The sequence below is a fragment of the Sphingopyxis sp. OAS728 genome, assembly GCF_014873485.1.
Classification (GTDB): Bacteria; Pseudomonadota; Alphaproteobacteria; order Sphingomonadales; family Sphingomonadaceae; genus Sphingopyxis.
The window spans coordinates 29,966-55,056 of record NZ_JADBDT010000001.1 but is presented as its reverse complement, the minus strand read 5'-3'; the positions used below and the strand labels follow the sequence as shown (position 1 = coordinate 55,056).

Genomic DNA, 25,091 nt, shown 5'->3' with positions numbered 1-25,091 from the left:
GTCGAAAAATACGAGTGCGCGCGCGGCCCGTCTGGTCGTTAGACAGCGAAGTTTTCGTATTTTACACAATTTACGGCGCGATTCCGCTGGGATTAAGTGCCAGAATGACGCCTTTCGGGCGACCGGGACGAGGCCTTTCGCCCCGGCGCGTCAGGCCGGTCGAACCGAGCAACGCTTTGCCGCATGAAAGCGAAACTACGCTTGACGCCGACAACTCTACTGATCAAGTTGAGTTACCGGCCCTGATCCCGACCGGCGACGCATATTTAGCGGGATCCGCGGCTTTTGACCGGGAAGCAGCTTGCTCCGCGTTACCAACAGCTAAAGCGCGCGATGCTCAGGCGACAGCGCCAGGTATCGTGTTCCCCTCAGCAACGAGGCGATACGATGCACATCTTCCGACCAAGCTCCAGACGTACCCCGGGGCGCCGCCCCGACGCATTTTTCGCCTGATCCAGAACGACAGGCGCTTCCATGATATTCTCTCTCGGTCGGCTGCGCTTGCTCGCAGCCGGAGCCTTCCTTTCGCTCGCTGCGTGCGGCGGCGCGCCCGACAGCGGCACGACGATCAAGATCGGCGACCAGCTCCACGCGCTCAAATCGTCGCTCGACGTATCGGGCGAAGGCCAGCCCAGCGGCTACAAGATCGAATGGGCCAATTTCGTCGGCGGGCCGCCGATCATCGCGGCACAGACGGGCGGGTCGCTCGATGTCGGCTGGATGGCCGAAACCCCGCTGATCTTTGCGCAGGCCGCGGGCAGCCCGGTGAAGGTCGTCGCGGTGAGCAAGACGGTCGACGGCGGCGGCTCGCCCTATGCGCTCGTCGTCAAACCCGATTCGTCGATCCGCAGCATCGCAGACCTCAAGGGTAAGTCGGTGTCGTTCATGAAGGGCACGGTGCTGCATTATTTCGTCGCGCGGCTGCTCGACAAGCAAGGGCTGTCGCTCAAGGACATCAAGCCGGTGCAGGCGACGGGTTTCGGGACCGGGCTGCTCGACAAAGGGTCGGCCGACGCGATCACGATCGGCGAGCCCTATCTGACTCAGGCGCTCGATGCTGGGAAGGTGCGCGTCCTCGCGAGCGGCGCGCCGCCGAACACGCCGGGCTTCTTCTATCTGGTGGCCTCGGACGCCGCGCTCGCCGATCCGGCGAAGGCAAAGGCGATCGGCGACCTTGTCGCGCGCGCGGCGCGGGCGACGCGCTGGCAGCGCGAAAATCCGGCTAAGGCCGCGCCTGCGCTCGCCAAACGCTATAATGTCGACGCGAAGGTCGCGGAAAAGATCATCACGCGCGCACCCGCCAGCTATGCGCCGATCAGCGATGCGATCGTCGCGGCACATCAGGACGAGGCCGATCTGTTCTTCAAGGAAGGGCTGATCCGCAAGAAGCTCGACGCGTCGCGGATCTTCGACAAGCGCTACGACGCCATCGTCGCGGCGCAGGAGGTGGCCAAGTGAACGTGCCGACCCCGATCGCGCTCGCGGGCGACCCCGGCCGGCTGGTGCAACCCGTGGTCCGCAAGGCCGCAGGCCGATCCGACCGCTTCTCCTTCGCACGCCGCGCGACGGGGCCGCTTATCATCGTCGCGCTGTGGGCGATCTCGACGAGCGCGGGATGGATCGATCCATCGATCCTCCCCTCGCCCGCCGGGCTGGTCGCGGGGTGGCAGCAACTCTGGACCGAACAGGCGCTCGCGTCGCAGATTGCGACGTCGCTGACGCGCGCACTCGTCGGCGGCACGGTCGGCATCGTCTTCGGACTGATCCTCGGGACGATCGCGGGCCTGTCAAAGCTGGGCGAGGAGCTGTTCGACGCGCTGCTCCAGATGCTACGCACCGTCCCCTTCCTCGCACTCGTCCCGCTGTTTATCGTCTGGTTCGGGATCGGGGAGGTGCCCAAGCTCCTCCTCATCGCGCTCGCGACAATGTTCCCGATGTATCTCAACACCTATGCCGGGGTGCGCAACGTCGACCGCAAGGTGATCGAGGCGATGCGCAGCTTCGGGCTGGGCGGCCGCCGCCTGATCCTCGAGGTCGTGCTGCCGCTCGCGCTACCGCAGATTTTCACCGGACTGCGTTTCGCGCTGGGCGTCTCGGTGCTCGTGCTGATCGCCGCCGAACAGATCAACGCCTCGGCGGGGCTCGGTTACCTGCTCAACAGCGCGCAAATGTACCAGCAGGTCGACGTCATCCTGATCTGCATCGCCATCTACGCCGTGCTCGGCCTCAGCGCCGACCTGATCGTCCGCTCGCTCGAACGGCTGTTCATGCCGTGGCGCGCGGGCGTCGCCATCCGATAGGAGATTTATCGATGTCCGCCGTCCTTTCGATCGACTTCGCCGCCGCCGAGCGCGTCGCCGCGCCCGACTTTTCGCACCGCCCCGTCGCGGTCGAGGTCAGCGACGTCAACCGCAATTTCACCGGCACCAATGTCCTCGACAGCCTGAACCTCACGATCCACAGCGGCGAGTTCGTCGCGCTGCTCGGCGCATCGGGCAGCGGCAAGACGACCCTGCTGCGCATCCTCGCGGGTCTCGACGCGCCGGACGGCGGCGAAGCGTGGGTGCCCGAGGCGCGCACCGTGGTGTTTCAGGAACCGCGCCTCGTCCAGTCGAAGAGCGTATGGAAGAATGTCGTGATCGGTCTGTCGGGCAAGCAGGCGTCGCGCGAATGCGCCGAGGCGGCACTCGCCGAGGTCGGGCTGGGTCACCGCACCGATGCCTGGCCCGCAACGCTATCGGGCGGCGAGGCACAGCGCGCGGCGCTGGCGCGGGCGTTGGTGCGCGAGCCGCGCCTGTTGCTGCTCGACGAGCCCTTTGCAGCGCTCGACGCGCTCACCCGGCTCAAGATGCAGCGGCTGATCGGCGAGCTGTGCCAGGCGCATGGCCCCGCGACCCTGCTCGTCACGCACGACGTCGAGGAAGCGATCCTGCTCGCCGACCGCATCCTCGTGCTCAAGGGCGGACAGATCGGGTATGACACGCGCGTCCGCCTGCCGCATCCGCGCCGTGCCGGGGGCGAAGAGTTCGACGCGCTGCGCGATACGCTGCTCGCCGAGCTCGGCGTGCCACAGACGCACTGACGCTCGGCTACCGAAACACAGCAAAGGCTTTGACCGCCCCGGCATGCATCGGCATGCTGGGGTCAGGGGGATTTGGACTCATGGTAATTTCGCGCGCACGGGCCTGGGCCACGCGCATGCCCGGATCGGGCTGGATGATCGTCGCGCTCATCGCGGGCTTCACGATCGGCACCTTCGTCGCGTCATCCTCGCCCGCGGTCGAGGCGGCACAGCTCGTCGGCGGCATCTGGCTCGACGGACTCCGAATGACGATCGTCCCGCTGATCTTCGCGCTCGTCGCGACCGGCGTCGCCAGCCTCGGCATGGGCGACCATCATGAGGCCGCGCGGCTCGGGCGGCGCTTGCCGCTCATACTGATCGGCCTGCTGATCGTCTCGGCGATCATCGGCGCCCTGATGGTCCCGCCGCTGCTCGGCGCAGTCACCATCGCGCCCGCCGATATCGCCGCGCTGCGCAGCCTCTTCCCAGCACCGCCCGCACCCGCGGTTCCCGGCGCAGCCGAAACGCTGCGCGCGATGATCCCGACCAACGTCGTCGCATCGGCCGCCGAGGGCGCGGTGCTGCCGCTCGTCATCTTCGCGCTCGTCCTCGGCCTCGCGGTCGGCAAGATCGACCGCGACCGCGCCGAAGCCGTCCTTCAGCCGCTGCGTGGGCTTGCCGATGCGATGATCGTCGTCGTCGGCTGGGTGCTGCGCGTCGCGCCAATCGGCATCTTCGCGCTCGCGCTCGCGATCGGCGCGACCGTCGGAACCGCGGTACTCAAGATCCTCGCCCAATATCTTGCTATCTCGATCGCGGTGACGCTGGTGCTGATCGTTCTCGGCTATGCCATTGCGCGCTTTGCCGGAGGCGTCCCCTTGGGAAGGTTTGCACGCGCCATGACACCTGCACAGGCCATCGCGGCGAGCACCCAATCGTCGATTGCGACGCTGCCCGCGATGATGGTGAGCGCCGAGCGCGTCGGCATCGAGGAACGCAATGCCGCAGCGATCCTGCCCATGGCGGTTGCAACCTTCAAGATCACCGCGCCGTCGAACACGGTGATGATGGCACTGGCGCTCGCGTGGATGGCGGGGGTCGACGTTTCGCCGCTACAGCTTGCGGTCGCGCTGCCGCTCGCCGTGCTGTCGTCGCTCGCGATCCTCGGGATGCCCGGGCAGATCAGCTTCTATGCATCGGTCGCGCCGACCGCAATCGCACTCGGGGCGCCGCTCGAACTGCTACCGATCCTGCTCGCGATCGACGTGATTCCCGACATGTTCCGCACGGTCGCCAATGTGACACACGATGTCGCCGCGGCAGCGGCCATCGCGCCGCCTCAATAACGGCCCGACAGCAAAGCCCCGGCGCCCGGAACCTCGGCCCGCAGCCCCAGCCGCGTGAGCATCTGGTGCGCGGTGCAGATCGCCGCCGACACGACGGGCAAACCGATTGCATCCTCGATCTTCTGCACCGACGGCAGCGACGGCATCTGGACGCAGGCCGACAGCACCAGCGCGTCGATACCGGTCAGGTCGAGCCTCTTGTAATGCTCGAGCAACTTCGCGGGATCCTGCGCGGCCACTTCCAGATTGTCAGGAATTTCGAGTGCAAGCCAATCGCTTACTTCGATACCTTCATTCCGAATATAGGAGACGACCATCTCGGTCAGCGGCTTCATATAGGGCGCGACGAGCGCGATGCGCTTGGCCTTCAGCGTCTTCAGCCCCTCGACCAGGGCGCCGGCACTCGTGACCACCGGCGCGGCATGACCATTCTCGACCGTGCGCTGGTGCAGCCGCGCTTCCGATACACGGTGATAACCCTCACCCATGCTCATGATCGCGACGAGGCAGGCATAGCCGAGCACATCGACCGCCGCGTCGGAGAGTTCGAGCGCGCAACGGTCGGAATCTGCGTCCATCGCCGCGAGTTCCTCCTTCGTCACCTTCTTCATCCGCATGCGCGACGAATGAAAGGTGAAGCGTTCGGGCGCGATGCCCTCGCGCGCGCGGAGCAGAGCCGGGATCTCGGTCTCCATCGTGACGTTCGAGCTGGGCACGATCTGCCCGATGCGGATCGGTCTCGTCATCGCGCCGTCCTCAGACTGCGACGATCGGATTGCGGAGCGTGCCGATGCCCTCGACGGTGCATTCGACCACATCGCCCGGCCACATGAACTCTTGCGGCGTGCGTCCCGCGCCAACGCCCGCGGGGGTACCCGTCGCGATGATGTCGCCGGGCTCGAGCGTCATCACGCTCGAAATGTCGGCGATCAACTGATTGATATTGAACAGCATGAAGCGCGTGTTGCTGTTCTGCTTCTCGACGCCGTTCACATGCGTCCTGATGTTCAGATCATGTGGATCGCCGATCTCGTCGGGGGTCACGATGCACGGCCCCATGGGCGCAAAGCTGTCCTGCCCCTTCGACACGATCCATTGTCCCGCGCGACGACAATCGCGCGCCGACACATCATTGATCACGGTGTAGCCGAACACATGGTTCAGCGCGTCGGCCTCGGCGACATGCCGCGCGGTGCTGCCGATGACCACCGCCAGCTCGGTTTCCCAGTCGAGCTGCTGCGTCACCTTCGCATTGTGGCGGATCGGGTCGTTCCACGCGACGACCGCCGTCGGCGGTTTCGAGAAAATTACCGGCTGCTGCGGCAGTTCGTTCGAGGTGTCGAGAGAACGTGCAGATTCAGCAACATGCTCGGTATAGTTGAGGCCAATTCCGAATATATTCTTGCGCGGCCGCGGGATCGGCGCAAGCAAGCTAACGTTGCCCGCAGGCAGCGAGGTGCCGATCAAGTCGGCGGTGGTCGCCGCCGCCACGGCTTCCTGCAGGAAGCGCACGGCGATCGGGCCCAGATCGATGAAATCGAGCATCGTCGAAGGCATGTCATTGCCGATCGCATCGCCAAAATATTCGACGTCAATCACGAGCCCGTCGTGGAGAAGGCCGAGCCGCGGTTCGGTCTCGACCGTGCGATACGTCACAAAGCGCATTTTTGATGTCCGTCATTTTCTTGGAGGGCTTCCTCGATCCGGACGCCGAGCGCCTCCATCACGGGGAAATCGTTGAACGAGAAGAGGAAGGCTTCTTCGGATGGGTCGAGATTGACATGCTCGTGCCACATCCATGCGGGCACGCAGAAAATGTCGTGCGTGCCCCAGTCGAAGCGCTCGCCACCGATGATCGAATAGCCGCGGCCGCCCGCGACATTATAGACGACATTGCCTGTGTGGCGCTGCGCCTTGCCGCGAAAGCCGCCTTTAAGCATCTGCATATGCGCGCCCATCGTCTGCAGCGCCCAGCCGCCGGTGAGCGGGTTCGAATAGCGCACCATATGCCCGTCGAATGGTGTGCCGTCGGACACTTTCGCGAGGTTCCACAGCGCGTCGCGCGTCGCTTCCCAGCGATAGACCATCACCGGCGAATAGGGCTTCTCCCACGCTGGCACGCCCTCGGGCCGCAGCGCCGCGCCGCCGTAGCTCAGCGGCAAGTCGTCGGCGGGAAAGGCCGCCGTCTGCGCGGGCTGGTCGTAGACTGCGTAAAAATTGGTCTCTAGGCTGTTCATCAGCGGGATGTCGAGCCCGTCCTGCCAGATCGACACCTCGCCCTCGGCGACCACGCCATGGTCGTGCCAGGCGCCGTTCGGGGTCAGCACATAATCGTTGGCGCCCAAGGTGATGTGATGCCCGTCGACGACGGTATAGGCGCCCTTCCCCTCCATGATGAAACGATGCGCCGACGCGGTGTGCTTGTGCGCGGGAGTGATCTCGCCGGGGCGCATCGCCTGCATGCCGCTGAACAGCCAGCCGCAGACGGCGACATTCTCGCGCCCCGCATCGCTGTCGTTGAGCAGGGTCACAACGCGGCGCCCCGCTTCCTCGGGCTTCACCAGATCGAGCGCACGCAGGCACATGTCGCGCATATCGGCATAGTGCCACAGCGTCGGGCGATAGCGCGTCTCGGGCTCCCACGGCTCGATCGCATTCGCCCGCTTCCAGAATGCACCTGCATTGCGTGCAGCAAGCTCCTGATAAAAGGCCTCGAGTTCGGGCGTATCGGTGACCCGCGCGCGCCCGAGCACATCGTCGCGCGGGTCGATGATCGTGCTGCCTTCTGCCATCAGGGCGTCTCCTCATCGGGGTCGGCGGGCTGCGGCTCGTCGACGAACAGGGCTGACGCGCGGGGAGTCCGGTCGACCGTCAGGTTGAAGATGTCGAAGCGGTTATAGCCGCCGATGATGTCGTGCATCAGCTTGGGGCGGATGCAGTCGCCAAGGTCGATGTCGGCGTAGACAATGCCCTCTTCGTCGATCAGCGCCTCGCCCACGAGGTTGCCGTGCGGGTCGATCACGCCCGAAAAGGCGCTGTTCGGCCGCGACAAGAGCTCGCGGTTCTGCGGGCGCCCTTCGGACATCGCCGCGATGATCTCCTCGCTCACCGCCGAGCAGGCGACGATGGTGAAGACCTTGCCCTCGAAACTGTGCGCGGTGGCGCGGATCTTGATCGCCGCGGCCATATTGTATGACGAAGGCGCGACGGGCAGCGCGATATAATTGGCGACATGGACCAGCTCGCCCTGCGACAGCAGCGCGAAACGCGCCAGCGTGTTGGTATTCTCTCCGCAAGCGAGGGTCCCGAGCGGCCCGACCGGCGTGTCGTAGACGCGGATCGAACTGCCGTCGCCGCCCGCCCAAGTCAGCTTTTCGGCCCAGGTCGGCACCAACTTGCGATGGCGCCCGAGCAGGCTGCCGTCGGCACCGATGATCAGGTTGGTGTTGTAGAGCGTCCCCACGCTCACGGGATCGCGCTCGTTGATGCCGATGACGACGGTGCAGCCATGGTCGCGTGCGGCGGCGCAGAGTGCGGCAACCTCGGGGCCGTCGATCAAGAGCGACGCGCGATACAGGCGCTCGTGCCACTCGGCGCCCTCGATCGGCGTCATCAGCCAGTTCCAATAGGGATAGGCCGAAACGAAAACTTCAGGGAAAGCAACGAACTGTGCGCCGTTATTCGCAGCCTCTGCGATCAGCGCACACGCCTTGTCGACCGTGCGCGCCGTGTCGAGGAAGACCGGCGCGGCCTGTACCGCAGCGACGCGCGATCTGGGCAGGAAAGGTGCCGACACGTCGCTCATGTCACCGCTGCCCGCTGATGATATTGCGGCTTGTCCCATGCGCGCGTTGCGCAGACCCTTTCGAGGCGCTCGACCGTTTCGACGATGTCGCGATAGCGCAGGTACAGCGGCGTCAGCCCGAAACGCAAAATGTCCGGCGCGCGGAAATCGGCGATTACGTCATATTCCTTGAGCGCTTGCACGATCTGGTAGCCCTGCGGATGCGCATAGGCGACTTGGCTGCCCCGCTCGGCATGCCCCTGCGTGCTCACCAGCTCAAACCCATAGGCGTCGCACAGCGGCCGCATCTGCTCGATAAACAGGTCGCCGAGTGCGAGCGATTTGCGCCGGATTTCGGCCATGTCGGCTTCGAGCATCAGGTCGACACCGACTTCGAGCGCGGACAGGCCGAGCACCGGCGGCGTTCCGCACTGGAAGCGCTCGATCCCTGCGGCGGGGTCGTAATCCTCCTCGAAGTCGAACGGCCGCGCGTGCCCGAACCAGCCCGACAGCACAGGCGTGGCGGCATGGTGCCGCGCCGCCGCAAACAGATAGGCGGGCGCGCCGGGTCCGCCATTGAGGAACTTGTAGCCGCAGCCGATGGCGAAATCGGCGTTCGCGCCATTCAGGTCAACGGCGATCGCGCCCGCGCTGTGGCTGAGATCCCAGACGACAAGCGCGCCAACCTCATGCGCGGCTCGCGTGATCGCCGCCATGTCGCGGACGCGGCCCGACTTGTAGTGGACCTGCGTAAGCAGCAGCACCGCGACATCCTCGTTCAGCGCCTCGACGATGGCGTCGGGCGCCACGGTTACGGCTTTGACGCGCCCCCCCGAGAAAGCTTCGATCCCTTGCATCATATAGACGTCGGTCGGGAAGTTCGTCGCCTCGGACAGGATCACCGTCTGTTCACGCCGCAACGAAAGCGCGGCCGTCAACGCCTTGAAGATATTCACCGAAGTCGAATCGGTCGCGACGATCTCTCCCGGCTTCGCGCCGATCAGCCGCCCGATCTTGTCGCCGATCCGCCGCGGCGCGGTCGACCATTCGGCGCCGAGCCATGAGGTGATCAGCCCCTCGCCCCATTCGCTTCCGACAACCTCGGCGAGCCGGTGGCCGGTTGCCTTGGGCAGCGCGCCCAGTGAATTGCCGTCAAGGTAGATCAGGCCTTCGCGAAGCTGGAAACGGCCGCGAAAATGCGCGAGCGGGTCGGCGGTGTCGAGCGCCGACACATCGTTGGCAAGAAGCGTGTCGGTCATGCGATTTCCCTCAGGATAGCCCTAACCGGGCTGGCGTCGCCGCCGACGATGCGGAGCGGCAAAGCGACAAGCTCGTACCGTCCGGGCGACACGTCATCGAGCACGAGTCCCTCCAATATCCGCATATCGGCTGCCTTCACCGCCTGATGCGCGTCGAGCGTCTTCGACTGTTCGGGATCGAGCGAGGCGGCATCGGTGCCGATCAGCCGCACGCCCATAGATCCAAGCCGCGCGATGACATCGCTGGCAATAGCGGTGAAATCGCTGTCCCATTGCTTGTGCGGAAATTGGTCATAGGTGCGCAGCAAAACGCGCTCGGCGCCCTTGATCGCATCCCAATTCATATCGGTAATCTCGACCCGCCCGCGCGCATGGCGCATGTCGAGCAGCACGCACGGCCCGATATAGGCGTCGAGATCGCAGTCGGCCGACGATGCGCCGTCATTGGCGTAATGCAACGGCGCATCGCCGTGGGTGCCCGCGTGCAAAGGCGTGAACATGCCCCCGACATTGACCGGGCAACCGTCGCCGATCACCGCATGGCTGTGGAGCGCGAAGGCCGGCTCGCCTGGCCACACCGGCACCGCAGCGTGCAGCGGCTGCGAAATGTCCCAGATCCGGCTCATGCGCCCTTCCCTTCGGCATAGTCGCCGCCTTCACGCGGTGCGGTCATCTCGGTGCGCATCGACCAGAGTTCGGGGAAGAAGCTGAGGCTCAGCGCCTTGACGAGATAATTGACCCCCGACGACCCGCCCGTTCCCGGCTTGTGCCCGATCACACGCGCGACGGTCTTCATGTGCTTGAAGCGCCATTCCTGGAAATAATATTCGAGCGCGGTGATCTTCTCGGCGAGCGTGTAGAGATCCCAGTGCCGCTCGGGATGGGTGTAGATCGCGAGCCACGTCTTCTCGACCGCTTCCGACGCCTCGTAAGGCTTGGTCCAGTCGCGCTCCAGATGATCGGCAGGAATGTCGAAACCGCGCCGCGCGAGTAGCTTCAGCAACTCGTCATAAAGCGACGGCGCTTCGAACGACGCGCGCAGCCTTTCAGTGGCTTGTGGGTCGTCCTTATGGACGATCATCATATCCTCACGCTTGTTCCCAAGCAGATATTCCAGCTCGCGATACTGCTGCGACTGGAAGCCCGACGCGCGGCGCAGGAAGCCGCGAAAGGTCAGGAAGTCGTGCGGGGTCAGCGTCGCGAGCACTTCCCAGCTATGGATCATGTGCCGCTGGATCGTCGCGATGCGGTCGAGCCCCTTGCCCGCGATCTCGAGCCGGTCGGCCTTGATTGCATCATAAACCAACCGCCCCTCGTGGAGTACCAGCTTCAGCCACAGCTCCATCGTCTGGTGCATGATGATGAACAGCATTTCGTCGGGCTTGTCCGACACCGGCACCTGCGCCGAGAGAAGCTGCGCGGTCTGCAAATGCCGCGCATAGGTCAGGCCATTGTCCCACTGGATCGTTTCGCCGTCGATCTCGGTCTCGAAAATTTCGGTGCCGCCGTCGCTTGTCTGCCTGATCATAGAAGCGCCTCTCCGCTTGCCGGCGCGGCCGGCAGGCGTCCTTCATAAGCGACATCGCCGCACCAGACATCCCCCGGTTCGAGCGCGGGTTCGCCAGCGATTTTCCGGTAGATGCTGGCGAAATCGGTTTCCTCGGTCGCGCGCAGCAAATCCTCGAAACCCGCCACGACGAAATAGGTCTGCTGATATTCGTCGAAATTATACCGTGTGCGCATCACGCGCTCGATATCGAGCCAGATGCGCTGCGGTCCGGGTGCGGTCAGCGCGGATATCGTCTCGGCGAAGCTCGACATCAGGCCACCGCCAAAGGCGCGGAGCTCGCCGTCCTCGACCACGAGGCCGAATTCGACCGTATAGAGCCACAGGCGCCCGAGAAAGTCCGACGCCCCGAGCTTCTCTGCGCGCAATCCCGCTTCGCCATAAGCAACGAGGAAATCCGAAAAGGCCGGGTCGGTGAGCATCGGGATATGACCGAATATGTCGTGAAACATATCGGGCTCTTCGCTGTAAGCGATCTGTTCGGGCGGGCGGACGAAGTTCGCGGCAGGAAAGCGCTTGTTCGCAAGGTGCTCGAAGAATGGCTCGTTCGGGATCCAGCCGGGTACCGCGACGACTTCCCACCCCGACGCCGGCTTCAGCAGCGCGTTGAGCTCGGCAAAATCGGGAACGCCGGGCTTCAGCTTATGCAGAATGCCAAGGCCATCGCGAAACGACCGGCACGCATACCCCTCCAACGCGACCGACTGTCGATCGAACAAGGTCCGCCAAGTTTCATGCTGCTTGGCGGTGAAGGCAGCCCAGTTCTGCGGCATCGTCCAATTGGCCGCGACACCTTCGGGCGGTGCGTCGAAAATATGTGTCGCGGCCATAGGTCTCTCTCCAAACCCTTCGGCGCAAGAGATAGCGCGGCACTGCGCGAACATTGTGCGGATTTCGCGCCAAGAGATCGTCGAAAACCCACAATCGTTCCACATAAGAACGAGTTTGCAGGATAATGTTCCGCGAATTAAGAAGCGCCATTCCCTTTAGGGCCGGAACCCGATTCAGGACGGAACGCATGGACAAGCTCGACTGGAAAATCGTCGCCGAACTCGAACGCGACGGGCGGCAATCCTTCGCCGATCTGGGCGAGCAGGTCGGCCTGTCCAAATCGCCCTGCTGGTCGCGCGTGAAAAATCTCGAGGAAAGCGGCGTCATCGAAGGATATGCCGCGCGGATCGATCCGCTCGCGATCGGCCTCGCCGTCCAAAGCTTCGTCGAAGTGCAAATCCGCTTCGATGCGCATACCGATTTCGAGGCCGCGGTGCTCGCGCATCCCGCCGTCGTCGAGTGCCACACGACTGCGGGCGAGAGCGACTATCTGCTCAAAATCTTTTCGCGGTCGGCCGACCATCTCGACGAACTGCTGCGCCACAATCTCTCGAAGCTGCCGGGCGTCCAGCGGCTCAAGACCGTGGTGTGCCTCAAGACGATCAAGCGCCACGGCGATCTCGCCGAATGGGCGCGGACGACCGAGGGCCGTGGCCGCGCCGGCTAACGAATAGCGCAGCCGTTCAGGCAGCGGCGGGCGGGATTCCGGTCGGGATCAGGAACAACGGCAGGATGCGCGCAACCAAGTCGCGCATCGCATCTTCGCGCTGATCGAGCATTTCGCGGACATGCGGCCCGATCAGCGCATCGCCGAAGGCGCTGACCGCCATCATCAGCACCGCGGCGCGCACGCGGTCGGGCGCCGCATCGTCGGTCGATTGGCCGACAATCGCGGCGACCAGCCCGCGCACCGCTTCGCGCACGGGTTCGAGATGTTCGACATCGCCCGACAGGATGATCCACGCGGCAAGCTGGCCGGCGCCGCCCTTGTCGAATGCGTCGAACACGCGGTCGGCGACGGTGCGCGGTGCCGCCGCATCGGTCTTGAGAAGCTCGACGACATTGTCGAGCGCGGTGGTGAGGTCGCTCACCATCGATCCCATCAGCGCCGACTGCAATCCCGCCGCCGATCCGAAATGGTGCAGCACATTCGCGTGCGACATCCCGATTTCGTGGCCGACATTGGCCAGCGTCACCGCCGCGGGGCCGCCATCGAGAAGCAGGCGCCGCGCCGCGGCGAGCCCCTCCTCGCGCACCTCCGCGCCCGATCGCTTGCGCCGCTTCTGGTGCGGCCGCGCTTGTTTATACATGCGTTCGTCCCTTGGCGTTCGCGCCTTGGCGGCTGTCGCGCCCCGCGAAGCCTTCTGCCGAAAAAGCCTTAGCCGAACGCCGCGAATTGTCACCAATCTATCGGAGCTTGCAGCCCGCATCGCGTAGCTATATATACATTGATGTTAATGTAACTTGAGTCGCTGAAAGGTTGCACGATGCCCACGCCCCTCCACACGCCCGCCGATATCCGGATCGAAAAGCGCGACCTGAAATTCGGTCGCGAGACGCCGCCGCCGCGCTGGTGGCACAGCGGCGACCCCGGCCGCACCGCCTTTTTCAACGCGCTATCGTCAACCTTCCCGGTCGGCGAGAAATTCTTCATGACCGCGGTCCGCCATTATCGCGAGGGCACGCCGCAGCCGCTGCGCGGGCAGATCGACGATTTTCTGTATCAGGAATCGATGCACACCCGCGAGCATGTCGTGTTCAACCGCCAAGCCGAGGATGCGGGTTTCGATATCGCGTCGGCCGAGGATCGCGCGCGCCGCACCATCGCTTGGGCAAAGCGCCGCTCGCCGATCCAGCAGCTCGCCGCAACCTGCGCGCTCGAACATTTCACCGCGGCGCTCGCGCACGATGCGCTCGCGAACCCCGAGCATCTCGGCGGCGCGTCGGAAGAAGCGCAGCTACTGTGGCGCTGGCACGCGATCGAGGAAATCGAGCATAAGGCGGTGGCGTTCGACACCTATCTTCACGCCGCGCGCGCGATGACCCCGCTGCGCCGCTGGCTCAAGCGCAGCACGGTGATGTGCGTCACGACGATGCGTTTCCACTATGTCATCTTTCGCAACACCGCCGACCTGCTGCGCCAGGACGGGCGCAACGACTGGGCGACGTGGAAAGTGCTGCTCGCCTGGCTTTATGGTCGTCACGGCTTGATGCGCGCGCTATTACGTGGCGTCTTCACCTACATGAAGCCGGGATTCCATCCATGGGAAGTCGACGACCGAGGGCTGCTCGAAGAGGCGCTGCATTTGCTCGAAGCCGCAAAGCCGAAGGCGATCGCCGTATGAAGCGGTTCGCCCTCACCTTCGTTACGGCGGCGGCCTTCGCCATGCCCGGCGCGGCCTTTGCGGCCGATATTACCGGCATCTGGGCGACGGGCAGCGAGGGTGGGCGCGTCGAGATCTATCGCTGCGGCAAGGCACTGTGCGGCCGGGTCATCGACGCCAAGCGGCTCCGTGCGAACCCCGACCTTCGCGACGAACGCAATTCGGACGCGAAGCTGCGCCAGCGCAAGCTGAAAGGCCTTGTGGTGCTCAACGGCTTCACCGGCGGTCCGACCGAGTGGAAAGGCGGGCCGGTCTATGACCCGGAATCGGGCGACGGCGCGTCAAAGGGACAGCTGAAGCTGCTCCCGAACGGCAAGCTCGAACTGAAAGGCTGCGTTGCCTTTTTCTGCCGTACAAAAATCTGGACCCGCGCGAACTAGCGGGTCACGGCCGCTCGGTCAGTGCTTCAGATATTGGCTCGGCGGCACACCGAAGGCGCGGCGGAACATGGCGGCGAACCCGCTCGGGCTGTCGTAACCGACGTCATAAGTGACCTGCGTAATCGACGCCCCCGCAGCGAGCAGCGAGAGCGCCTCCATCAACCGCACCTGCTGGCGCCACACCGCAAGCCCCATCCCCGTTTCCTGCTTGAAGCTGCGGGTGAAGGTCCGCCGTCCCATCGCCGCGAGCGCCGCCCAGTCGTCGATGTCGCGCGGGTCCGACGGGTCGGCGATGATCGCGTTGCAAACGCGGAGCAGGCGCGGGTTCGATGGCATCGACACCTGATAGGGCGCGTTGGGCATCCGTCCGATCTCGTCGAGCAACAGCGTGATGATCCGCCCCTCGCGCCCGTTGATGTCGTACAGCGCGGGGAAATCGACAACTTCGAGGATCAGCGATTTGACGAGGTTCGACACCTCGAAGACGCGGCATTCCTTCTCATGTTTTCGGTCTTCGCACGGCATATAAAGCGTCCGGAGCGACACCGGGCCGCGGCACGCGACCTCGTGCCGCGTCCCCGCGGGGAGCCACACTGCGCGCTGCGGCGGGATCACGAAACTCGTCTCGGGGGTCCGAACCGACATCACGCCGGCCGAGGCATAGAGGATCTGGATATGGTCGTGGCTGTGCATCGGATCGATGAAGCCGGCCGGATATTCATCCTGCAGCGCCATGACCGGGCGTTCGTTCGTCAGGACATCGACGCTATGCTTCACGGCCCAATCCTTACAAGTATCAGACAATCGCACAATATAGGCCGCACTCCCCACTGACCAGTCAAGATGCGCCCACTGGCCTGTCCGGTGCGGTGATTGGCCCGATTGGGCGATAGATGCGGACGTGTAAAAGCTATCAGGCGAGCAAGGATCGTTTCGAGAAGGATATACCTTATATGCCCAAGGGCTTGAGCTCCGTGCAGGACGACATGGCCGACCCCGATGTCCGGCGCTTTGTCGATGCGATCAACGCGGCCTACGTCGAACATGGTGCACCGGCGGGTGCGAGCATGGCGGTCCGCCGCCAAGTCGCCGAAAAGGTGCGTACGCCGTGGCGCGAAGGTGGCCCGATAATGGCGGAGAGCCGCGAAATGGACATGGGCGGCGTGCGGCTGCGCCTCCACCGCCCCGTCGAGGGCGCAAAGCTGCCCGTCATGCTCTATATCCACGGAGGGGGCTGGACCTTGTTCAGCATCGACACGCACGACCGGCTGATGCGCGAATATGCCGCGCGCGCGGGCATCGCAGTGCTCGGCATCGATTACAGCCTGTCTCCCGAAAACAAGTTCCCCGTCGCGCTGGAGGAATGCGCCGCGGCGCTCGACTGGATCGCAACGCAGGCGGATGCGCTGGACCTCGACGCGGACCGCGTGCTGATCGGCGGCGATTCCGCCGGCGCCAACCTGTCGGTCGCGACCTGCCTGCTGCAGCGTCAGCGCGGTCGCCCGCTACCCGCCGCGATGCTGCTCAATTACGGCGCCTTCGCGCCCGAGCGAACGCCAAGCTATGCCCGCTTCGGCGACGGCGACTATTCGCTCGAAGCCGACGAAATGGATGCCTTTTGGGCGTCCTATGTCGATGGCCCCGACCAGCTCACCGACCCTCTGGTCGCGCCGCTCCGCGCCGACCTGACCGGCCTGCCGCCCGCCTTCCTCGCCATTGCCGAGTGCGACATATTGGCCGATTGCAACCATGGCTTCGCAAGCAAGCTTGAGGAAGCCGGCGTGCCGACGCGCGCGGTCACCTATCAGGGCGCGACACACAGCTTTCTGGAGGCAGTATCGATTGCGCCCATCGCGGCGCGGGCGCTCGACCATCAGGCGACATGGATAGGTGAGATCATAGGGGTATGACCAGTCTGTACGAACCGCGCGGCGCACCGGATATCGGCCGGCTGATCGCCGAATATCCGCTCGCATGGGTGATATCGGGCGCGTTCCATGCCAGCCCGTTACCGCTGATCGCCGAGACCGACGATGAAGGCAGGGTGATTGCGCTGATTGGCCATTGCGCGCTGCGTAATGCGCTAGTCGCCGATTTCCGCGCGAACCCCGGCGGCCTGATCCTGTTCAACGGCCCGGCGGGCCATGTTCCGACGGCGTTGGTTTCCAAGTCCGACTGGGCGCCGACGTGGAATTATGCGGTGCTCCGCTTTATCGTCGAAGTCGAGTTCGTCGGCGCCGAAACGCGCGAGGCGGTCGAGCAGCTGGTCGCGAAAACGGAAGGCGGCACCTGGTCGACAGCCAGCCTCGGCGCGCGCTATGAGGCGATGCTCGATCAGATCATCGCCTTTCGCGCCCATGTCCGCTCGACCGAACACAGTTTCAAGCTGGGGCAGGATGAGAGCGCGCAGGTCTTTGCCGAGATCGTCGCCGGCCATAGCGACCGGACGCTCGCGAAATGGATGGAAGGACAGGCCAAGAGGTGAAGCATTTCTTCGACCACCGCCAGACCGTCCACGCGCCGTTGCGCGAACTGCACAATGGCGACTGGGTGCCTTATGCGGAAAATGTCGAACGCCCGCGCTCGATCGTCGAAGCCTTCAGCGATTGGCGTCCGGTTCGCGATTTCGGCATGGCGCCACTGCTCGCGGTGCATGACGCCGGCTATCTCGCCTTCCTCGAACGCGCGCATCGCGACTGGCTCGCGGCGGGACGCAGCGGCGATGCGATCGGCTACACCTTCCCGGTCCGGCGCCGCCGTCCGTTGAGCTTCGGGCGCATCGATGCCGACCTTGGCGCGTATAGCTATGACGCGGGAACGCCGATTGCGGCAGGAACCTGGGAATCGGCCTATTGGTCCGCGCAGGGCGCGCTCACCGCGCTCGACCATCTCGCGACCAGCGGCGAGGCGCATGCCTTCGCCTTGTGCCGCCCGCCCGGCCACCATGCCGGCCGCGACTATATGGGCGGCTATTGCTACCTCAACAACGCCGCAATCGCCGCGCGCGAGGCGCACGCGCGCGGCCTCGGTCCGGTTGCGGTGCTCGACATCGACTATCACCACGGCAATGGCACGCAGGATATCTTCTACGAAGATCCGGACATCTTCTTCGTCTCGATCCATGCCGACCCGCGCACCGATTACCCCTTTTACTGGGGCCATGCCGACGAGACCGGCGAAGGCGCGGGCGAAGGAGCAACGCTCAACCTCCCCTTGCCCCGCGGCACCGATGGACGAAGCTATGCGCCCGCGCTCGAAACCGCGCTCGCGGCGATTTCGAATTGGGGCGCGAAGTTGCTGATCCTGTCCTTCGGCGCCGACACGCACAGCAGTGACCCGATTTCCAGCTTCGCGCTCGAACGCCACGATTATGCCGAACTGGCGGGGCGCATCTCGGCGCTTGGTGTTCCGACGCTGATCGTGATGGAAGGCGGCTATGCCGTCGGCGATCTTGGCAAGAATGTCGCCGCGTTTCTCTCGGGCTTCTAAAGACAAATAGAAAGGGCCGCACCGCTCGGTCGAGCGGTGCGGCCCTTTCATGTTCCTCAGTTCAGGCTGAAGCGCACGGTCGCGCCGATCGTGCGCGGCCGCGCAACCGAACCCGCGAACGCAAAGGGCGCGTTCGAGATGCCATATTGGTCGAACAGATTCTTCGCGAATAGCCCGAGTTCGATCTGCTCGGTCACCGCGATCGACGCGTTCAGGTCGACGATATGGAAATCGCCCTTCTCCAGCGAACCGGCGAAATCGACCGGCGCGCTCGACAGATAGCGGTGCGCGATGCCGAAGCGCGGCTTCAGCTTCGAGGCCGGGAAGCTCAGGTCGATGCTGTTCGCAAGGATCCACTCGGATGCGCCGGGCAGCCGCGTTCCCTTCGCATAGCCCCCACCGGGCGCGAAGGTGTCGGGCAGCAGCTCGGACAGGCGGGCATCGTTGTACGACACGTTCGACTGGAAAGTCAGGTTGCGCGTCGGACGCAGCGTCAGGCTCAGTTCCATCCCGTCGATGTCGGCGCCGCCGCCATTCGTCGTGTACGCCCGGACGTCGGGCGTGAAGAGCCGCGCCTGAATGTTATTCCAGTCGATATGATAGACGGTAAGGTCGACCGACAGCGTATTGTCGATCACGTCGAAGCGCGTCCCGATCTCGAAATTCTTCGTCGTGTCGCTGCCGAACGTCAGCGGCAGTTCGGGATAGGGCAGCGCGAAGACGTTGAGCCCGCCGATCCGGAAGCCCTCCGAGTAGAGCGCATAGAGCATGAAATCCTTGCTCGGCTTGAAGGTCAGCGACGCCTTCGGAATGAAGTCCGAGTGCTTCTCGGCATCCGCCTCGAAATTATAGGCTGGAACCTGCGCCGCGTTCGGCAGCAATTCGGCCTGCGGGCGGGTGCGATATTCGAACAATCGGCCGCCGAGCGTCAGCGTCAGCGAGTCGATGAGATCATAGGACACTTCGCCGAACAGCGCCTTTTCGGTCACGCGGTTGCGGCTGAAGGTCCGCTCCGAAAAATCGCCGGGGGCGAGCTGCTCGCCCGTCTGCCCGCCGAATTCTCCGGGATTGGCGTCGATATAGTCGCTGATCCCCTCGATATAGAGCAGCCCGTTCCCGGTCGACCGCATCTTGGTATAGTTGGCACCGATCAGCCATTTGAACGGCCCCTCGTCGGGCGACGCCAGCCGGACTTCGACATAGTCGGTCTTCGATTTCGAGCGGCCGCGATCGAGCAGCGGCGTGTTCGTGCGCGGATCATTGCCGCCGAAGATCGAATAGTCGAACAGCACTTCGGCATTTTTCTCGATATGGCTGCCGAGCGCGGTCAGCGTCGCGAAGCCCAGATCCTGCTCGAAACGCAGGCTGTGCAGCATGAAGTCGGTGTCCTGAAACTCGGCGAGGTTCGTCGCGCGCTCATAGGTCTTCTCGGGACCGAACAGGACATAGGTCTGATCGTCGAGATCATATTCCTGATACATGCTGATCGCCGAAATGCGGGTCGTTTCGGTCGGGGTGAAGACGATCGAACCGCGCAAGCCGCGCACGCGCAGATCGTTGCTGCCCTTCTCGCCCAGCAGCGTATTGTCGAGATAGCCCGCATCGACGCGTTGCAGCGCGACGAGGCGCACCGCCAGCTTGTCGGTCGCGATCGGCAGGTTGACCATGCCCTTCACCGCATAGCCGACATCGCCGTCGGCGCGCTTGGTCGTCGACACCATGCCCTCGAAGCCGGCGTCGAACCGCGCGGGATCGGCTTCGTTGACGACATAATTGACCGCGCCGCCCAGCGACGACGAGCCGAAGAGCGTGCCCTGCGGCCCGCGTAGCACTTCGACGCGGCTGACATCGAAGCTGTCGACGTCGGGGATGACAACGGGAAAGCCGGGCTCGATCAACGGGATTTCGTTGAGATAATAGCCGGTCGTCGCCTGGTTCGCCTCATGATAGGTCGACGACGCGACGCCGCGGATGACCACCTCGGAGACGCCGGGCTGATAGTCGTTGAAAACCACGCCGGGGACGCGCGTGATATAATCGGACAGGCTCTGGGCGTTGAGCTTCTGCAACGTCGCTTCGCTGACCGCAGTGAGCGACCCGGTGACATCGCGCGCCGACTGTTCGCGCTTCGCGGCGGTGACGACGATTTCGCTGTCGTCGACCTCCTGTGCCAGCGCATGCGATGCCTGACCCAGCGCCAGTATCGAAATGCCGCACGCCACGACGCGCCTGAACGATGCACACCCCATTTTTGCCTCCCTAATTGAGATTGCCTATCGGTAGGAAAATCCGATGCTCAAGCTATCATGCGAAACTGGCGTGGCGGCGATGGTCGGGCCATATTCCAGCCGGATCGGGCCAGCGGTTCGCGCAGGAAACAGCCGTTTCGTGGGGACTTGCCGCCAATTTGCCCGATCAATGGATTGGGCGGCCTGATCGGTGCAGTAAGCCAATCGCCGCGCCATACACTGGACGCCACATCCCCACCGGGCGAGAGAGGGTCGCATGCAGAACATCGAAAACAAGGGGCGGCGAGCATTTATGGGCAGCGCCGCAATTGCGGCGCTCTTGCTGGGAAATCGCGCGGTTTGGGCATTCGAACAGGCGTCTCCCGGACGCTGGCCCAAGATTGCGCCGCCGCAATCGCCGCGCATTTCGCATGTGATCGATCAATTGGGCCGCCAGCGCGACGATGCCTATAGCTGGATGAAATTCATCCCGGCGAGCGGCGAGCGGTCGCGCGACAATCTGCCCGAGGCGGTCGGCACGATGCTGAAGGCCGAGAATGACTATGCCGACGCGATCCTCGCGCCGCTCGCGGACGAGCGCGCGAAGCTGCTCGATGCGATGCTCGCCCGTGCATCGGGCGATGTCGCCGCCCCGGCGCTCGAAAAGGACGGCTGGGACTATGGATCGGCGCGGCCCGCCGGCGCGGCGCACGCGATCTACACCCGCAGCCGGAAGGGCGGGAAGCCCGAGCAGCTGGTCGATGAGGCGTCGCGCGCGAAGGATCAGCCCTATTTCCGCAGCACCGGGCATCAGCCGAGCCCCGATCACCGCTATTTCGCCTGGGCCGAGGATGTCATTGGCAACGACCGCCACCGTATTGTCATCCGCGACAATGCCAGCGGCGAGGTCCGCACGATCGTCGACAAGGACGCCTATGGCTATGGTGGGCTCGTCTTCGCGCCCTCGTCGCGCTGGCTGTTCTGGATCTGGCGCGATGCGCGTAACCGTCCGACGCGCCTCTATCGCACCTCGGTCGACGGCAAGGTCACCGACCTCGTCTATGAGGAACAGGACCCCGCAATCTTCATGCAGGTCAAGCGCACCGCCGCCGACGGTTTCGTCGCGCTCACTCTCGCGGGCCCCGAAACCGCCGAAGTGCGGCTGGTGCCCGCGGCCGACGAAACGGGCGCGCCCGTCGTCGTCTGGCCGCGCAAGACAGGGGTGCTCTACGACATCGACGAATGGAACGGTGGCCTGATCGCGCTGACCGACGCCGACGACGCGTTCGACATGGCGCTGCTGCGCCTCGATCCGAAGAGTTTTCGCACGACGGCAACGCTCGTCCCGCACCGCGCGGGAACGCCGATCCTCCATCTCCTGCCGTTCAAGCAGGCGCTCGTCCGGCTCGAGCGCGTCGATGGCCTCCACCGTCTCGTCATCTTGCATCCCGACGGCTCGGAGCAGACGGTCGCTTTCGACGACCCCGCCTATGCGATCGAACTGATGCCCGAACAAAGCTATGACGCCGTATCGGTGATGATCGTCCATCAATCGCCCAAATCGCCGCGGCGCTGGATTCGCGTCGATCTGGCGAGCGGCCAGCAGAGCATCGTCCAGCAACAGACGGTGGCGAACTTCGACCCCGACGATTATGAGGTCGAGCGGCTGCTCGCCCCCGCTCCCGACGGCGAAATGGTACCGATCACGCTGCTCTCGCGCCGAGGCGCGCAGAAGGATGGCAGGGCCCCGCTCCTCCAATATGGCTATGGTTCATACGGCGTGCCGAGCGATCCCGAATTTTCGATCCCCGCGCTCGCTCTCGTCGACCGCGGCTGGCGCTACGCGATCGCGCATGTCCGCGGCGGATCGGAGAAAGGCCGCCGCTGGTTCCTCGGCGGGCGCAAATTCACCAAGCGCAACAGCTTCACCGATTTCATCGCCTGCGCCGAATATCTCGCCAGCGAAGGCTATACCGCAAAGGGCAAAGTCGTCGCCTATGGCCTCTCGGCCGGTGGGCTGTTGGTGGGCGCCAGCATGAACATCGCCCCGACCCTGTGGAGCGGCGTGATCGCACAGGTGCCTTTCGTCGACATGCTCAACACGATGAGCGACGGCGCGCATCCGCTTGTTCCGCTGTTCCGCCCGGACTGGGGCGACCCGCTCGCCGACCCCAAGGCCTACGACTATATCGCCTCGATCTCACCCTATGAAAATGTTCGGGCGGCCGCCTACCCGCCCCTGCTCTGCACCGCGGGCCTCAAGGACGACCGCGTCGCCTATTGGGAGCCCGCAAAGCTCGTCGCCGAGGTGCGCCGCCGCTCGACGAGCGGCAACCCCGCGCTGCTGCACACCGACATGGACAGCGGCCATCAGGGCAGCGCCGACCTCAAGAGCGAATATAAGCAGAAAGCGCTCTTCTGGGCCTTTGCGATGCGCTGCGTCTAGAAACCCCGGAACGACGGCGCCGGCGCAAACATCAAGGCGATGAAGCCATAGGCGCTCGCGAGCAGCAACAGCACGCCCGCGGCGCCGACCAGCCAGTCGGCGCGCAGGCGGCGGGCTAGCCAGGCACCGATCGGCGCGGCGATCACTCCGCCGATGAGCAAGCCGATCGCGGCGGTGCTGAAGCTCTGCCATCCGATCGCGCCGAGAAAACCCGCAGCAATCGTCACGGTGACGAAAAATTCGGAGGCATTCACCGTCCCGATGACGGTGCGCGGCTCGGCACCCTGCGCGAGCAGGTTCGCGCTGACGATCGGTCCCCAGCCGCCGCCGCCCGACCCGTCGGCGATCCCGCCGACCAGCCCGAGCGGCCCGACGAACTTGATGCTGCGATAGGTTTGCGGACGCCGCGCCCCGCGCCAGAGCAGGTAGATGCCGACCGCGCCGAGATAGGCGAGCACGATCGGCCGCGCGATGCTGTTGTCGATGTTCGTCAGCACCCAGACGCCGATGAGGCCGCCGACGATGCCGGGAACGACGAGTCGGCGGAACAGCCGCCAGTCGACGTTGCGCTGCATCGCGTGCGCGAGCCCCGACACGCCGCCGGTAAAGCTTTCGGCAAGATGCACCGCCGCCGACGCCGATACCGGCGGCAATCCCAGCGTGAGCAGCAATGCGGTCCCGATGACGCCGAACGCCATGCCGAGCGCGCTGTCGATCAGCTGCGCGGCAAATCCGACGAGGATGAAGGGCAGCAGTGCCCAGAGCGTGAGCCCGTCGAACGCCGTCATCGCGCCGCCTGCCGCGCGCGGGTCGCCTTCGGGGTGCGGCGCGTGAACAGGAACACGGCGGGAAAGCCGAGCGCGATCAGCGACAGCGCCCCGGCGAAGATCGGCTCGCCGCCCGCGAGCCACGGCAGCACCGCGGCCCAGATCGACACGCCGAGCACGGTCAGCAAAGTCTGTTCCTGATCGATATCGGTCGCGACCGCGAGCGGCACGCCGCGCGCGTCGGCGCGCAATGCCTCCAGACGCCGCGCGACCGGGCTGTGCGGCGCCGCGCGGCGCCCCGGCATCAACGACGACAGCACCGACCCCACGCCCGCGCCGACCAGCCGCACGCCGACCGCGCGCGCAAAGGCGCGCGGCTCCTCCAGCCGGTCGCCGACCGCGCGCAGGCTGAGCCGCCCGCCGAACACCAGATCGATCAGCGCCTCGCCGGTCACCGCCTTGATCGGCCGGTCCTGTACCTCGTGGCTCGCCTCGATCCAGTCGAAGATCGCATTGGGCACGTCGATGCTGCACGCGCGCTCCAATCCCTGGAATCCCGGGGCGCTATTCGCCTCGCAGATCCGGTATCCCTCATCGTCGAACAAGATATCGATCCCTGCGACCTCGAGCCCCAGCGTATCGGCGGCGCGCGCCGCGAGATCGGCCATTTCGCCCGTCGGCGTGTAAGCGATACCGACCCCGCCCAGCGACACGTTCGATTTGAACTGGCCCGCAGGCGAGCGCCGCTCCATCGCCGCGATCACGCGCCCGCCGATCACGAGCACGCGCACGTCGCGGCCGTGGCTCGACCGCACATAATGCTGGAACAGGAAATCGGCCTTGGCGTCGGCGCTTTCGAGCAGCCCCGCCAGATCCTCGAACTGGCTGCGGTCCTCGCATTTGAGGACCCCCGTGCCGCGCGTCCCGCGCAGCGTCTTGACGATAACGGGGAAACCGAGCTCCTCCTCGACGACATCGACCCCGATCGGGAATTTGCCGAGGATCGTCGCGGGGATCGGTAGCCCGGCGCGCGCCAGCCGCTGCATCGTGTGCAGCTTGTCGGCAACGAGGTCGATCGCCTCGGGCCCGTTGATCAGCCGCACGCCGCGGCGCTCGAAATGGCGAAGCACCGCGAGGGTGAAATAATCGGTCTCGGCACCCGTCCGGCACAGGATGAAGTCGGGCCGGGCGAGCGAATGCCCCTCATAATGCACCGACCAGCCGTCAACCGGCGCGGCGACGATGTCGAAATTATGCGGCTTCAGGACGTGAAGCTCGATCCCGCGTTCCGCCGCGGCTTCCTGAAATCGCAGAATCTCGGGCACTTCGGGAAGCGCCGGGTCGAGATCCCGTCCAAAGAAAATCCAGCCCAGCAACAATCGGCTCCTTCGAATATCTGCTCGAGCGCTGCCGCACAGTGCCAGAGAACGTCCCCGCAAGGCAATCACTCACGCGGCGAACGGGCCTAAGTTTCTGTTTTGGCGTTCCGATCGGGCGATTGCTCCGAAGCGGACAGGATACGGGCTTAAATCTCCCCCGCGCGGATCGT

Annotated in this window: 24 protein-coding genes; 11 read left to right on the top strand and 13 right to left on the bottom strand. The window is 64.9% G+C overall.

What is annotated here, in order from left to right:
- The first annotated feature begins 474 nt into the window (after window positions 1-474).
- The 4 genes from GGC65_RS00255 to GGC65_RS00240 all read left to right on the top strand — a co-directional run bounded on the left by GGC65_RS00255 (window position 475) and on the right by GGC65_RS00240 (window position 4,407).
- Window positions 475-1,458, top strand: coding sequence for an aliphatic sulfonate ABC transporter substrate-binding protein (locus GGC65_RS00255; protein WP_192645327.1), 984 nt, complete (start codon window positions 475-477; stop codon window positions 1,456-1,458).
- A complete protein-coding gene (locus tag GGC65_RS00250) occupies window positions 1,455-2,300 on the top strand; it encodes an ABC transporter permease (RefSeq protein ID WP_192645326.1) in 846 nt (281 codons plus the stop codon). Before GGC65_RS00255 ends, GGC65_RS00250 begins: the two co-directional genes overlap by 4 nt.
- Before the next feature lie 11 nt (window positions 2,301-2,311).
- Window positions 2,312-3,082, top strand: coding sequence for an ABC transporter ATP-binding protein (locus tag GGC65_RS00245; protein WP_192645325.1), 771 nt, complete (start codon window positions 2,312-2,314; stop codon window positions 3,080-3,082).
- 80 nt (window positions 3,083-3,162) lie between these two features.
- Window positions 3,163-4,407, top strand: coding sequence for a dicarboxylate/amino acid:cation symporter (locus tag GGC65_RS00240; RefSeq protein ID WP_192645324.1), 1,245 nt, complete (start codon window positions 3,163-3,165; stop codon window positions 4,405-4,407).
- On the opposite strand, the gene GGC65_RS00235 is transcribed toward GGC65_RS00240, so the two are convergent.
- From GGC65_RS00235 to phhA, 8 genes are read right to left on the bottom strand one after another with little or no spacing between them, the layout of a single operon-like run.
- Window positions 4,401-5,153 carry an Asp/Glu racemase gene (locus GGC65_RS00235; protein ID WP_318780100.1) on the bottom strand — a complete coding sequence of 251 codons (753 nt, stop codon included), beginning with the start codon at window positions 5,151-5,153 and terminating at the stop codon, window positions 4,401-4,403. The genes GGC65_RS00240 and GGC65_RS00235 overlap by 7 nt on opposite strands.
- A 10-nt stretch (window positions 5,154-5,163) precedes the next feature.
- On the bottom strand, window positions 5,164-6,072 hold the full coding sequence (locus GGC65_RS00230) for a fumarylacetoacetate hydrolase family protein (RefSeq protein ID WP_192645323.1): 909 nt from the start codon (window positions 6,070-6,072) through the stop codon (window positions 5,164-5,166).
- Window positions 6,060-7,199 (bottom strand): cupin domain-containing protein, encoded by a 1,140-nt coding sequence (locus GGC65_RS00225; protein WP_192645322.1) that lies wholly within the window; start codon window positions 7,197-7,199, stop codon window positions 6,060-6,062. Before GGC65_RS00225 ends, GGC65_RS00230 begins: the two co-directional genes overlap by 13 nt.
- On the bottom strand, window positions 7,199-8,212 hold the full coding sequence (locus GGC65_RS00220) for a carbon-nitrogen hydrolase family protein (protein WP_192645321.1): 1,014 nt from the start codon (window positions 8,210-8,212) through the stop codon (window positions 7,199-7,201). The genes GGC65_RS00225 and GGC65_RS00220 overlap by 1 nt, the downstream gene beginning before the upstream one ends.
- On the bottom strand, window positions 8,209-9,450 hold the full coding sequence (gene kynU, locus GGC65_RS00215; protein ID WP_192645320.1) for a kynureninase: 1,242 nt from the start codon (window positions 9,448-9,450) through the stop codon (window positions 8,209-8,211). The genes GGC65_RS00220 and kynU overlap by 4 nt, the downstream gene beginning before the upstream one ends.
- Window positions 9,447-10,076, bottom strand: coding sequence for an arylformamidase (kynB, locus tag GGC65_RS00210; protein ID WP_192645319.1), 630 nt, complete (start codon window positions 10,074-10,076; stop codon window positions 9,447-9,449). The genes kynU and kynB overlap by 4 nt, the downstream gene beginning before the upstream one ends.
- Window positions 10,073-10,978: a tryptophan 2,3-dioxygenase gene (locus GGC65_RS00205; RefSeq protein ID WP_192645318.1), complete on the bottom strand. Its 906-nt coding sequence runs from the start codon at window positions 10,976-10,978 to the stop codon at window positions 10,073-10,075. The genes kynB and GGC65_RS00205 overlap by 4 nt, the downstream gene beginning before the upstream one ends.
- A complete protein-coding gene (gene phhA, locus GGC65_RS00200; RefSeq protein ID WP_192645317.1) occupies window positions 10,975-11,847 on the bottom strand; it encodes a phenylalanine 4-monooxygenase in 873 nt (290 codons plus the stop codon). Before phhA ends, GGC65_RS00205 begins: the two co-directional genes overlap by 4 nt.
- A gap of 188 nt (window positions 11,848-12,035) precedes the next feature.
- On the opposite strand from phhA, the gene GGC65_RS00195 reads away from it, so the two are divergent.
- Entirely contained in the window at window positions 12,036-12,515 is a 480-nt protein-coding gene (locus tag GGC65_RS00195) for an Lrp/AsnC family transcriptional regulator (protein WP_192645316.1), read from the top strand.
- A 16-nt stretch (window positions 12,516-12,531) separates the two neighbouring features.
- On the opposite strand, the gene GGC65_RS00190 is transcribed toward GGC65_RS00195, so the two are convergent.
- Window positions 12,532-13,158 carry a TetR/AcrR family transcriptional regulator gene (locus tag GGC65_RS00190; protein ID WP_192645315.1) on the bottom strand — a complete coding sequence of 209 codons (627 nt, stop codon included), beginning with the start codon at window positions 13,156-13,158 and terminating at the stop codon, window positions 12,532-12,534.
- Between the two features lie 177 nt (window positions 13,159-13,335).
- On the opposite strand from GGC65_RS00190, the gene GGC65_RS00185 reads away from it, so the two are divergent.
- Together GGC65_RS00185 and GGC65_RS00180 are read left to right on the top strand one after the other, a co-directional pair.
- Window positions 13,336-14,193: a metal-dependent hydrolase gene (locus GGC65_RS00185; protein WP_192645314.1), complete on the top strand. Its 858-nt coding sequence runs from the start codon at window positions 13,336-13,338 to the stop codon at window positions 14,191-14,193.
- Window positions 14,190-14,612 carry a DUF2147 domain-containing protein gene (locus tag GGC65_RS00180; RefSeq protein ID WP_192645313.1) on the top strand — a complete coding sequence of 141 codons (423 nt, stop codon included), beginning with the start codon at window positions 14,190-14,192 and terminating at the stop codon, window positions 14,610-14,612. The genes GGC65_RS00185 and GGC65_RS00180 overlap by 4 nt, the downstream gene beginning before the upstream one ends.
- An 18-nt stretch (window positions 14,613-14,630) precedes the next feature.
- On the opposite strand, the gene GGC65_RS00175 is transcribed toward GGC65_RS00180, so the two are convergent.
- Window positions 14,631-15,389 (bottom strand): helix-turn-helix transcriptional regulator, encoded by a 759-nt coding sequence (locus tag GGC65_RS00175; RefSeq protein WP_318780099.1) that lies wholly within the window; start codon window positions 15,387-15,389, stop codon window positions 14,631-14,633.
- A 176-nt stretch (window positions 15,390-15,565) separates the two neighbouring features.
- Here GGC65_RS00175 and GGC65_RS00170 point away from each other — a divergent pair, with 176 nt between their 5' ends.
- From GGC65_RS00170 to GGC65_RS00160, 3 genes are read left to right on the top strand one after another with little or no spacing between them, the layout of a single operon-like run.
- Entirely contained in the window at window positions 15,566-16,522 is a 957-nt protein-coding gene (locus GGC65_RS00170; RefSeq protein ID WP_192649323.1) for an alpha/beta hydrolase, read from the top strand.
- A complete protein-coding gene (locus GGC65_RS00165; RefSeq protein ID WP_192645312.1) occupies window positions 16,519-17,097 on the top strand; it encodes an FMN-binding negative transcriptional regulator in 579 nt (192 codons plus the stop codon). The genes GGC65_RS00170 and GGC65_RS00165 overlap by 4 nt, the downstream gene beginning before the upstream one ends.
- Window positions 17,094-18,101, top strand: coding sequence for a histone deacetylase family protein (locus GGC65_RS00160; RefSeq protein ID WP_318780098.1), 1,008 nt, complete (start codon window positions 17,094-17,096; stop codon window positions 18,099-18,101). The genes GGC65_RS00165 and GGC65_RS00160 overlap by 4 nt, the downstream gene beginning before the upstream one ends.
- 56 nt (window positions 18,102-18,157) lie before the next feature.
- On the opposite strand, the gene GGC65_RS00155 is transcribed toward GGC65_RS00160, so the two are convergent.
- Window positions 18,158-20,350: a TonB-dependent receptor gene (locus tag GGC65_RS00155; protein WP_192645310.1), complete on the bottom strand. Its 2,193-nt coding sequence runs from the start codon at window positions 20,348-20,350 to the stop codon at window positions 18,158-18,160.
- 256 nt (window positions 20,351-20,606) lie between these two features.
- Between GGC65_RS00155 and GGC65_RS00150 the strand changes: the two genes are divergently transcribed.
- Window positions 20,607-22,775, top strand: coding sequence for a S9 family peptidase (locus GGC65_RS00150; RefSeq protein WP_225940607.1), 2,169 nt, complete (start codon window positions 20,607-20,609; stop codon window positions 22,773-22,775).
- Here the strand turns inward: GGC65_RS00150 and GGC65_RS00145 are convergent.
- Entirely contained in the window at window positions 22,772-23,563 is a 792-nt protein-coding gene (locus GGC65_RS00145; RefSeq protein ID WP_192645309.1) for a sulfite exporter TauE/SafE family protein, read from the bottom strand. The two genes, GGC65_RS00150 and GGC65_RS00145, sit on opposite strands and share 4 nt — an antisense overlap.
- Window positions 23,560-24,918, bottom strand: a complete 1,359-nt coding sequence (locus GGC65_RS00140; RefSeq protein WP_192645308.1) for an ATP-grasp domain-containing protein — start codon at window positions 24,916-24,918, stop codon at window positions 23,560-23,562. The genes GGC65_RS00145 and GGC65_RS00140 overlap by 4 nt, the downstream gene beginning before the upstream one ends.
- Window positions 24,919-25,091: the final 173 nt, after the last annotated feature.

What these genes read in the sequence shown, in the direction of transcription:
- GGC65_RS00255 (WP_192645327.1), top strand. Translation starts at nt 475, where the DNA reads ATGATATTCTCTCTCGGTCGGCTGCGCTTGCTCGCAGCCGGAGCCTTC.
- GGC65_RS00245 (WP_192645325.1), top strand. Translation starts at nt 2,312, where the DNA reads ATGTCCGCCGTCCTTTCGATCGACTTCGCCGCCGCCGAGCGCGTCGCC.
- GGC65_RS00240 (WP_192645324.1), top strand. Translation starts at nt 3,163, where the DNA reads ATGGTAATTTCGCGCGCACGGGCCTGGGCCACGCGCATGCCCGGATCG.
- GGC65_RS00235 (WP_318780100.1), bottom strand. Translation starts at nt 5,153, where the DNA reads ATGACGAGACCGATCCGCATCGGGCAGATCGTGCCCAGCTCGAACGTC.
- GGC65_RS00230 (WP_192645323.1), bottom strand. Translation starts at nt 6,072, where the DNA reads ATGCGCTTTGTGACGTATCGCACGGTCGAGACCGAACCGCGGCTCGGC.
- GGC65_RS00225 (WP_192645322.1), bottom strand. Translation starts at nt 7,199, where the DNA reads ATGGCAGAAGGCAGCACGATCATCGACCCGCGCGACGATGTGCTCGGG.
- GGC65_RS00220 (WP_192645321.1), bottom strand. Translation starts at nt 8,212, where the DNA reads ATGAGCGACGTGTCGGCACCTTTCCTGCCCAGATCGCGCGTCGCTGCG.
- kynU (WP_192645320.1), bottom strand. Translation starts at nt 9,450, where the DNA reads ATGACCGACACGCTTCTTGCCAACGATGTGTCGGCGCTCGACACCGCC.
- kynB (WP_192645319.1), bottom strand. Translation starts at nt 10,076, where the DNA reads ATGAGCCGGATCTGGGACATTTCGCAGCCGCTGCACGCTGCGGTGCCG.
- GGC65_RS00205 (WP_192645318.1), bottom strand. Translation starts at nt 10,978, where the DNA reads ATGATCAGGCAGACAAGCGACGGCGGCACCGAAATTTTCGAGACCGAG.
- phhA (WP_192645317.1), bottom strand. Translation starts at nt 11,847, where the DNA reads ATGGCCGCGACACATATTTTCGACGCACCGCCCGAAGGTGTCGCGGCC.
- GGC65_RS00195 (WP_192645316.1), top strand. Translation starts at nt 12,036, where the DNA reads ATGGACAAGCTCGACTGGAAAATCGTCGCCGAACTCGAACGCGACGGG.
- GGC65_RS00190 (WP_192645315.1), bottom strand. Translation starts at nt 13,158, where the DNA reads ATGTATAAACAAGCGCGGCCGCACCAGAAGCGGCGCAAGCGATCGGGC.
- GGC65_RS00185 (WP_192645314.1), top strand. Translation starts at nt 13,336, where the DNA reads ATGCCCACGCCCCTCCACACGCCCGCCGATATCCGGATCGAAAAGCGC.
- GGC65_RS00180 (WP_192645313.1), top strand. Translation starts at nt 14,190, where the DNA reads ATGAAGCGGTTCGCCCTCACCTTCGTTACGGCGGCGGCCTTCGCCATG.
- GGC65_RS00170 (WP_192649323.1), top strand. Translation starts at nt 15,566, where the DNA reads ATGCCCAAGGGCTTGAGCTCCGTGCAGGACGACATGGCCGACCCCGAT.
- GGC65_RS00165 (WP_192645312.1), top strand. Translation starts at nt 16,519, where the DNA reads ATGACCAGTCTGTACGAACCGCGCGGCGCACCGGATATCGGCCGGCTG.
- GGC65_RS00155 (WP_192645310.1), bottom strand. Translation starts at nt 20,350, where the DNA reads ATGGGGTGTGCATCGTTCAGGCGCGTCGTGGCGTGCGGCATTTCGATA.
- GGC65_RS00150 (WP_225940607.1), top strand. Translation starts at nt 20,607, where the DNA reads ATGCAGAACATCGAAAACAAGGGGCGGCGAGCATTTATGGGCAGCGCC.
- GGC65_RS00145 (WP_192645309.1), bottom strand. Translation starts at nt 23,563, where the DNA reads ATGACGGCGTTCGACGGGCTCACGCTCTGGGCACTGCTGCCCTTCATC.